Raw genomic sequence first — 9131 nt, forward strand, 5'->3', positions numbered from 1 at the left:
GGACCGGGGCCACCCCCTTTTTCGCGTGCCGTTTTCGTCGGCCGGCGGCGGCGGTTGCGCCGGTCGTGTTCGCGGCCGTGACGCACTCGCGGAGTGTCGCGTTATGAACGCTTATGCCTGATCCATCAGTATGTGCGCGCAATCGTCGTTTCGTGTGTGCAGGGTGGAGAGGGGCTCCCAGGATGAGCAGCGCATCGGTGTCGCCGTACGGTTTCGTGACCGTACGGCGGCGCGGTTACCGTCCCGAACAGGTCGATGCGCAGGCCGCCGCGCTCTCCCGCGCCCGCGACGCCGCCTGGGAACGCGCCGCCCGGCTCACCGTGCTGGCCAAGGAGATGGAGGCGCAGGCGGCCGGGCTGCGCGAGACGGTCGCGCGGCTCGCCCCGCAGACGTACGAGGCGCTCGGGGAGCGCGCGCAGTCGTTGTTGCGGCTCGCGCGGGACGAGGCGGCGGCGGTCCGGGAGCACGCCCGTGAGCAGGCGGGGGAGCAGGCCGCGCGGGCCGAGTCCGACGCCCTGGAGGCGGGCCGGGCGGCGCGGGAGCACGCGGACGAGGTGGGTGCGCAGGCGGAGGAGTCCGTCCGGCAGCTGCTGCTCACGGCACGCGCCGAGGCCGACGAGATCCGGATCGCCACCCGGCGCGAGGTGAAGCGGTCCCGCGGCGAGGTCCTGTCGGCGCTGCGGGAGGTGCGTACGCGCACCGCCGCGATGCGTGCCGCACAGGCGAAGGAGCAGGCCGAGCAGTGGGCGCAGGAGGAGCGCGCGGCGCTCGCGCGCGCGGACGCGCTCGACGCGCACCAGGCCGGTCTGGTCGCGCGTGCCGAGGCGGCCCTCGCCGAGGCGAGGCGGGCGTTCGCCGACGCCGAGCAGTCGGCGGCCCGCCGGCAGGAGGAGGCGCAGGAACAGACGACCGGACTGCTGGCGCGGGCCCGGGCGCAGGCGGAGGGGATCAGCCGGGACACGGAGCAGGTGCTGCGCGAGCACGGGGAGCAGTGGGACGAGGTCCGGGCCCACATGGACCATGTGCGCAGCCGCCTCAGCGCCCTGACGGGCCGCACGGCGCCGGCGGAGCAGGCACCCTGACGGGCGCGCCGGTGGAGCGGCCCGCCCGGACGGGCCGGGCGCCGGTGGAGCGGTCCGCCCAGGCGGGCGGGGTGCGGGATGGGGTGGCCGCCCGGAGGGGCCGTGGCCGGGTGCGGACGGGGTGGACGTCCGGGCAGGCCGGGCGCCGTCGGAGTGGCCGCCCGGACGGGCCGGGTGCGGCGGGAGCCGGCGGCAGCGCGGCGGGAGCAGGTGGGAGCCCGGGCTCGGGGCGGGCTCACCTCCCCCCGGGCGGTGCTCCCGGCTCCCCGGGTGCCGCTTCCGTGCCGCCGCGGGCCGCTCCTGCCAGGATCCACGCCTCCACCGCCTCATACTGGCGGCGTTGCTCCTCCGCCTGCCGGCGGCCCGAGGCGAGGGTGCCGAGCCAGCCGAGGGCGAAGCCCAGCGGGATGGTGACCAGGCCGGTGGTGGTGAACGGGAACCAGTTGAAGTCGGCCTCGGGGAAGGCGGAGGCGGGCGAGCCCGACACCAGGTTGGTGCCCGGCATCAGCACCAGGACCGCGAGGGAGCCGCCGATGAGGGTCCACAGCAGGCCGGTTCGGGTGTAGCGGCGCCAGAAGAGGCTGTAGACGAGGGCGGGGGCGAGCGCGGAGGCGCCCAGGCAGAAGGAGAGGGTGGCCAGCGGCTGGAGGCTGCGGTGCTGGACCTGGGTGGCCAGCAGGACCGCGGGGAGCCCGACGGCCAGGGCCGACAGGCGGGCCAGCAGCATCTCGCGGCGCGGCGTCAACTTCCGCCCGCGGGTGGCGAAGACGTCGTGGGCGAGGGAGTCGGCGCAGGCGAGGATCATTCCGGCGACGGAGGCGAGCAGGGTGAGGAAGAGCGCCGTGGTGACGGTGGTGAACAGCAGGGTCTCGGCCGTCGACACGTCGGGGCCGAAGGCGGCGCGCGAGCCCAGCAGGTAGGCCGTGTTGCCCTGGGGGTCCTCCCGGGCTATCGCCTCCCGGCCGATCAGCGCGGTGGCGCCGACGCCGACGACCGTGATGACGAGGACGAACAGGCCCACCGCGGACACCGCCCAGGACAGCGAGCGGCGCACCTGCCGGGCGCCGGCGGCGGTGTACATACGCATGGTGATGTGCGGCAGGCAGGCGCCGCCGAGCACCACCGACAGCTGGGACGTGATCATGTCGATGCGTGGGTACGGGCTGTCCGCGAACTCGAGGCCGGAGCGCAGGAAGGCGGCGCCGACCCCGCTCTGCGCGGCGGCCGTGGCGAAGAGGGTGCCCGGGTTCCAGTCGAAACGGCGCAGGATCAGTACGGCGACCACGGCGCCCGAGCCGAGCAGTGTCACGATCTTCAGGATCTGGATCAGTGCGGTGCCCTTCATGCCGCCGATGGCCGCGTAGCTGATCATCAGGGCGCCCATGACCAGGACGCAGGCCGTCTTCAGCGAGTCGCCGGAGAAGCCGAGGATGAAGGCGAGGAGCTGGCCGGTGCCCGCGAGCTGCACCAGCATCAGCGGCAGCAGCGCGGCGAGGGTGACCGCGCAGGCGGCGATGCGTACGGCACGTCCGGGCATCCGGCGGGCGAGGGCGTCGCCCATGGTGAACCGGCCCGCGTTGCGCAGGGGTTCGGCCAGCAGGAACATCAGCAGCATCAGGGACAGTGCGGTGCTGAGGGCGAGGACGATCCCGTCGTAGCCGCACAGGGCGATCACGCCTCCGGTGCCCAGGACGGTCGCGGCGGAGATGTAGTCACCGGCGATCGCGAGGCCGTTGCGCAGCGGGGAGAGGGATCCGCCGGTGTAGAACGCGTCGAGGTCGTCGTGGTCGGGGCCGGTGATCACGCACAGCAGCAGGGTGAGGGTGGCCACGGTCGTGAAGGCGATCAGGGACATGGTCTGCGCGCTGTCGCTGAACCCGGTCATCGGCCGGCTCCTCGCCTGGCGTCCAGTTCGGCCAGGGTGCGGATGCGGTCGGCGAGAGGGTCGACACGGCGGCGGGCGGTGTGTTCGTAGAGCGCGACGGCCAGCCAGGTGACGGGGAGCTGGAGCAGGGCGAGCAGCAGGCCGATGGGCAGGCCGTCGGCGGGCATGCGGGTCATGAAGGACGGGGCCAGGGCGGACAGCAGCAGGAAGAGGGTGAAGTAGCCGAGTGCGGTGAGGGTGGCCACGCGGCGCTGCCTGCGGTAGGCGCCGCGCAGGATCCGCAGGTCGCTGTGGCGTCCGAGGGATTCGCGGTGCGGGCGGCGGCGTGGTGCGGGCTCCGGTGGCGGTTTCGGTTGCCAGGGGTAGGTGGGGGACGGCGGCTGTTCCGGGTGCGGCCGGGCGTGGGGGTGGGCGTGCGGGTGCGACGGGAACGGGTCGTGGCTCATCCCGGGCTCCTTGCGTGGCTCGGGTCCGTGGCGGCGGACCGCAGGGAGGTGGGGTGCGGGTCGGGGGGTGGGGGTGCGGGTCACGCACGCTACTCGGGCCGTTGACCGGTGTGGGGGCTTTTCGCCGAACTGGGCGGTAGGTACGCGCTTGCCTGACCGACCTGCGGTGTTGTGCGCGGTGTTACCGCCGGTGACAGTGCGGGGATGACGGTGCGGTGACGGATGCCGGTGACAGTGCGGTGGTGTCGATGCGGTGGCGGATGCCGGTGCGGTGCCGTGGTGCCGATGCCGTGGTGTCGGTGCGGCGGGCTCAGTCGGCCGGGTCCCGCAGCACCGGGAAGCGGCGCGGTGCGACGAACAGCAGCACCAGGAGGGCGAGTGCGGCGGCGCAGGACGCGCCGAGGTACACCGCGTGCACGGCGTCCGCGACGGCCCGCCGGGTGGCCTCCGGCACGGTGCCCCCGTCCAGGCCGCGGGTGACGGAGTCCAGGTCGCCCGCGCCGCCCAGGCGGGCGGCGAGCACCCCGTTGGCGACCGCGCCGAACACCGACGCGCCGATCGTCTGCCCGGTCTGGCGGCAGAAGAGGACGGAGGCGGTGGTCGTGCCGCGTTCCGCCCAGCCGACCGTCGACTGCACGCCGACGATGAGGGGCAGCTGGAACAGGCCCAGGGCGGCGCCGAGCAGCAGCATCAGCAGGGCCGGCTGCCAGGCCGCGCCGGGGTAGGGCAGGAAGGGGAACGCGAGCAGGATCACCGCGGCCGCGCCGATCCCCAGCATCGCGGTGTCGCGGAAGCCGATCCGCCGGTAGACGTGCTGGCTGAGCGCGGCCGACACCGGCCAGCTCAGCGTCCATACGGACAGGACGAATCCGGCGGCCACCGGGGCCAGGCCCAGTACCGACTGCGCGTAGGTGGGCAGGAACACGCTCGGCGCCACCATCAGCAGGCCGAGCGCGCCCAGCGCGAGGTTGACCGCGGCGATCGTACGGCGGCGCCAGACCCAGCCCGGGATGATGGGGTCGGCGGCCCGGCGCTCGACCACCACGACCAGCGCGGCCAGCGCGAGTCCCGCGGCGAACAGGGCGATCGACGGCGCCGACAGCCACGGCCAGGCCACCCCGCCCTGCACCAGCGCCGTCAGCAGGACGCCGCCGCAGGCGAACACGGTCAGCGCGCCCGCCCAGTCGACCCGCACACGGGCGGGTGCGGGGCGGCGCGGCTCGTGCAGATGACGGACGATCAGCCACAGCGCGACCGCGCCGATCGGCAGGTTGACCAGGAAGATCCAGCGCCAGTCGGCGTAGGCCGCCAGCACGCCGCCCAGGCCCGGACCCGCGACCGCCGACACCGCCCACACGGTGGACAGCCTCGACTGGATCCTCGGGCGCTCGGCCAGCGGGTAGAGGTCGGCCGCGAGGGTCTGCACCGTGCCCTGCAGCGCCCCGCCGCCGAGCCCCTGCACGATGCGGAACGCGATCAGCGCGCCCATGTTCCACGCCAGCCCGCACAGCAGGGAGCCCAGCAGGAAGACGGCCGCGCCGGCCACCAGCACGGGTTTGCGGCCGAAGGTGTCGGAGAGCTTGCCGTAGACCGGGAGGCTGACCGTCACCGCGAGGAGATAGCCGGAGAACAGCCAGGAGAAGACGGAGAAGCCGCCGAGGTCGCCGACGATCTGCGGGACGGCGGTGGAGACCACCGTGGAGTCCAGGGCCGGCAGGGCCATGGCGAGCATCAGCGCGGCGACCACCGCGCCCCGCTGCCGGGTGCCGGTGTGCTGTACGGCTTCGCGTGTCGCAGGTGTCGTACCGCCCACCGGATCCCCTCCCCGTGCCCCCTGCACCTGTCTCGTACGACAGCTTCCCACTTGCACCTGACGCGACGGCAGGGTGGAGGGTGATCCCGCCGCCGGGTGGAGGCGACCCCGAGAGCGTCTCCACCCGGGGGTGGTCGACCCCTAGGGGTATCTCCGCACAGGGGGTCGGGGAGGGTTCGTACCGGCGGAGGAGGAGACGGACCGGGCGCCGTCCTTACATTGGTCCTACGTCGCCGGGGCGCCCCACCGCCACCGTCGGAGGGTGGGGTTAACCCCCCGGAAAGAGGGTGCCGAGCACCAGCGCGCCGCACCCTCTCCCGCCGACAGACTGGGCGGCGTACGGACGAGGTGGCGGAGTTCCGCCACACCCGCACCGGCGTAACGACGCACACGCGTACCGAGCACACACGCACCGACCCCGCCCGGGACCGGTGCGTCCCACTTGCTGACCGATATAGGAGACAAACCGTGACATCGGCTGTGACCATCACCAGGCACGGGGGCACTGGAGGGCGTACGGCCGTTGCCGCGCGAGCGCGGCAGGTCGTCAAGGCCTACGGGGCCGGCGAGACCCGTGTCGTCGCGCTCGACCACGTCGACGTGGACATCGCCCGCGGCCAGTTCACCGCGATCATGGGCCCCTCGGGGTCCGGCAAGTCCACCCTGATGCACTGCCTCGCCGGGCTCGACACCGTGACGAGCGGTCAGATCTTCCTGGACGAGACCGAGATCACCGGCCTGAAGGACAAGAAGCTCACGCAGCTGCGCCGGGACCGGATCGGGTTCATCTTCCAGGCGTTCAACCTGCTGCCGACGCTCAACGCCCTGGAGAACATCACGCTGCCCATGGACATCGCCGGGCGCAGGCCCGACAAGGGGTGGCTGGACCAGGTCGTGGAGACCGTCGGCCTCGCCGAGCGGCTCAAGCACCGGCCCAGCCAGCTCTCCGGCGGCCAGCAGCAGCGCGTCGCCGTGGCCCGGGCGCTCGCCGCCCGCCCCGAGATCATCTTCGGTGACGAGCCGACCGGAAACCTCGACTCCCGCGCGGGCGCGGAAGTCCTGGGCTTCCTGCGCCGCTCCGTGGACGAGCTCGGCCAGACCATCGTGATGGTCACGCACGACCCGGTGGCCGCCTCGTACGCCGACCGCGTGCTCTACCTCGCCGACGGCCGGATCGTCGACGAGATGCTCAAGCCGACCGCCGACACCGTCCTCGACCGCATGAAGGACTTCGACGCCCGGGGGCGTACGTCATGACCGTCCTGAAGACCTCGATGCGCAACTTCTTCGCGCACAAGGGGCGCATGGCCCTGTCGGCCGTCGCCGTCCTGCTGTCGGTGGCGTTCGTGTGCGGCACGCTGGTGTTCACCGACACGATGAACACGACGTTCGACAAGCTGTTCGCGGCCACCTCCTCCGATGTGACGGTGAGCGCGAAGAGCGCCTCGGACACCGGTGAGACCACGTCCGGGAACGGCAGGCCGCCGGTCATGCCGGCCTCGGTGCTGGACAAGGTCCGCGGGCTGCCCGGGGTGAAGTCGGCGGAGGGAGCCGTCTTCTCCAGCGCCGTGACCGTCGTCGACGCCGACAAGGACAACCTGTCGCCGTCCAGCGGCGCGCCCACCATCGTCGGCAGCTGGAACGCCAACGAGGCCCGCACCATGAAGGTCACCTCCGGTGCGGCGCCGAAGGGCTCCGGTCAGGTGATGGTCGACGCGGACACCGCCGACAAGCACGATCTGAAGCTCGGTGACGAGATCGGCGTGATCAGCGCGGTCGGCACGCACACCGCGAAGATCTCCGGCATCGCCACCTTCACCGTCACCAACCCCGGCGCGGCGATCTTCTACCTGGACACCGCGACCGCCCAGCAGGCGCTCGTCGGGCAGACCGGCGTCTACACCAACGTCAACGTCACCGCGGCCGCGGGGACCAGCGACGAACAGCTGAAGAAGAACGTCACGGCCGGCATCGGCGCCGCCTACAAGGTGCAGACCGCCAAGGAGACCGCCGACGCCAACCGCAAGGACGTGGGCAGCTTCCTGGACGTCATGAAGTACGCGATGCTCGGCTTCGCCGGGATCGCCTTCCTGGTCGGCATCTTCCTGATCATCAACACCTTCTCGATGCTGGTCGCCCAGCGCACCCGCGAGATCGGTCTGATGCGGGCCATCGGCTCCAGCCGCAAGCAGGTCAACCGCTCGGTCCTGGCCGAGGCGCTGCTGCTCGGCGTGACCGGCTCGGTCCTGGGCGTCGGCGCGGGCGTCGGCATCGCCGTCGGCCTGATGAAGCTCATGGGCATGACCGGCATGAACCTGTCCACCGACGACCTGACGGTGGCCTGGACGACCCCGGTGATCGGCATGCTCCTGGGCATCGTCGTCACTGTCCTGGCCGCCTACCTGCCCGCCCGCCGGGCCGGCAAGGTCTCCCCGATGGCCGCCCTGCGCGACGCGGGCGCCCCCGCCGACGCCAGGGCCGGAGTCGTACGGGCCGTGCTCGGCCTGGTCCTCACCGGCGCCGGCGGCACCGGCCTCTACCTCGCCTCCACCGCCGCCAAGGCGACCGAGGGCTCGCTGTGGCTCGGCCTCGGCGTGGTGCTGAGCCTGCTCGGGTTCGTGGTGATCGGCCCGCTGCTCGCGAGCGGTGTGGTGCGCGTCCTCGGCGCGGTCCTGCTGCGGGCCTTCGGCCCGGTGGGGCGCATGGCCGAACGCAACGCCCTGCGCAACCCGCGCCGCACCGGCGCCACGGGTGCCGCCCTGATGATCGGCCTCGCGCTGGTCGCCTGCCTGTCGGTGGTCGGCTCCTCCATGGTCGCCTCCGCCACCGACCAGCTCGACAAGACCGTCGGCACGGACTTCATCATCCAGAACGACCAGGGGCAGTCCATCACCCCACAGGCGGTCCAGGCCGTGAAGTCGGTGCCGGGGCTGGCCCGGGTCACCGAGTACAAGGTCACCTCGGCCGACTACACCACCCCCGACGGCAAGACGCTCAAGGACACGGACATCACGGCCGCCGACCCGACGTACGCCACCGACCTGCGCACCAAGACGGTCGCCGGCGACCTGAAGGACGCCTACCTGCCCGACTCGATGTCCGTGCACGAGAAGTTCGCCGAGGCGCACGGCATCCACCTCGGCTCGAAGATCAGGATCGCCTTCAAGGACGGCGCCACCGCCGAACTGACGGTCCGCGCCATCACCAGCAGCGACGTCGTCATCGACTCCGGCGCGAAGTACATCTCCACCGCCACGCTCGCCAAGTACGTGCCCGCGGCGAAGATGCCGCTCGACCAGATGGTCTTCGCCTCGGCGAAGGACGGACAGCAGGCGGCCGCGTACAAGTCGCTGAAGACCGCGCTGCACGACTACCCGCAGTACACCGTGCGCGACCAGACCGACTACAAGCAGGCGCTGAAGGACCAGATCGGGCAGATGCTGAACCTGATCTACGGCCTGCTGGCACTCGCGATCATCGTCGCGGTCCTCGGTGTGGTGAACACGCTCGCCCTGTCCGTGGTCGAGCGCACCCGGGAGATCGGCCTGATGCGGGCCATCGGCCTCTCCCGCCGCCAGCTGCGCCGCATGATCCGGATGGAGTCGGTGGTCATCGCCCTCTTCGGCGCGCTGCTCGGCCTCGGCCTGGGCATGGGCTGGGGCGCGACCGCCCAGCAGCTGCTCGCACTGGAGGGACTGAAGGTCCTCGACATCCCCTGGCCGACGATCATCAGCGTGTTCATCGGCTCGGCCTTCGTGGGCCTGTTCGCGGCCCTCGTCCCGGCGTTCCGGGCGGGCCGGATGAACGTCCTGAACGCGATCGCCACGGACTGACCGGGGAGCGGCCACCGCATACGGGGGTTGCGGAGGAGAGACCGGCGCCGGAGAGCCCTGCGGGGACTCTCC

The 9131-nt window shown here is 72.5% G+C and carries 6 protein-coding genes; 3 read left to right on the plus strand and 3 right to left on the minus strand.

Features of this window, described 5'->3' with window-relative positions; all coding sequences use genetic code 11:
* Nucleotides 1-182 precede the first annotated feature (182 nt).
* Nucleotides 183-1082 carry a coiled-coil domain-containing protein gene (locus ABT085_RS39270; protein WP_351619611.1) on the plus strand — a complete coding sequence of 300 codons (900 nt, stop codon included), beginning with the start codon at nucleotides 183-185 and terminating at the stop codon, nucleotides 1080-1082.
* Between the two features lie 235 nt (nucleotides 1083-1317).
* Here the strand turns inward: ABT085_RS39270 and ABT085_RS39275 are convergent, their stop codons facing one another.
* The 3 genes from ABT085_RS39275 to ABT085_RS39285 all read right to left on the minus strand — a co-directional run bounded on the left by ABT085_RS39275 (nucleotide 1318) and on the right by ABT085_RS39285 (nucleotide 5226).
* Nucleotides 1318-2967 carry a sodium/solute symporter gene (locus ABT085_RS39275; RefSeq protein WP_351619614.1) on the minus strand — a complete coding sequence of 550 codons (1650 nt, stop codon included), beginning with the start codon at nucleotides 2965-2967 and terminating at the stop codon, nucleotides 1318-1320.
* Nucleotides 2964-3413 carry a DUF485 domain-containing protein gene (locus ABT085_RS39280; RefSeq protein ID WP_351619616.1) on the minus strand — a complete coding sequence of 150 codons (450 nt, stop codon included), beginning with the start codon at nucleotides 3411-3413 and terminating at the stop codon, nucleotides 2964-2966. The genes ABT085_RS39275 and ABT085_RS39280 overlap by 4 nt, the downstream gene beginning before the upstream one ends.
* 310 nt (nucleotides 3414-3723) lie before the next feature.
* Complete coding sequence (locus ABT085_RS39285; protein WP_351619619.1) at nucleotides 3724-5226, minus strand: MFS transporter; 1503 nt, start codon at nucleotides 5224-5226, stop codon at nucleotides 3724-3726.
* A gap of 468 nt (nucleotides 5227-5694) precedes the next feature.
* Here ABT085_RS39285 and ABT085_RS39290 point away from each other — a divergent pair, with 468 nt between their 5' ends.
* Both ABT085_RS39290 and ABT085_RS39295 read left to right on the plus strand, forming a co-directional pair.
* Nucleotides 5695-6483: an ABC transporter ATP-binding protein gene (locus tag ABT085_RS39290; protein WP_351619622.1), complete on the plus strand. Its 789-nt coding sequence runs from the start codon at nucleotides 5695-5697 to the stop codon at nucleotides 6481-6483.
* Nucleotides 6480-9059 carry an ABC transporter permease gene (locus tag ABT085_RS39295; RefSeq protein ID WP_351619625.1) on the plus strand — a complete coding sequence of 860 codons (2580 nt, stop codon included), beginning with the start codon at nucleotides 6480-6482 and terminating at the stop codon, nucleotides 9057-9059. Before ABT085_RS39290 ends, ABT085_RS39295 begins: the two co-directional genes overlap by 4 nt.
* Nucleotides 9060-9131 lie beyond the last annotated feature (72 nt).

Origin of the sequence: Streptomyces sp. NPDC002265 (assembly GCF_040296125.1) — a bacterium.
Taxonomy (GTDB): Bacteria; Actinomycetota; Actinomycetes; order Streptomycetales; family Streptomycetaceae; genus Streptomyces.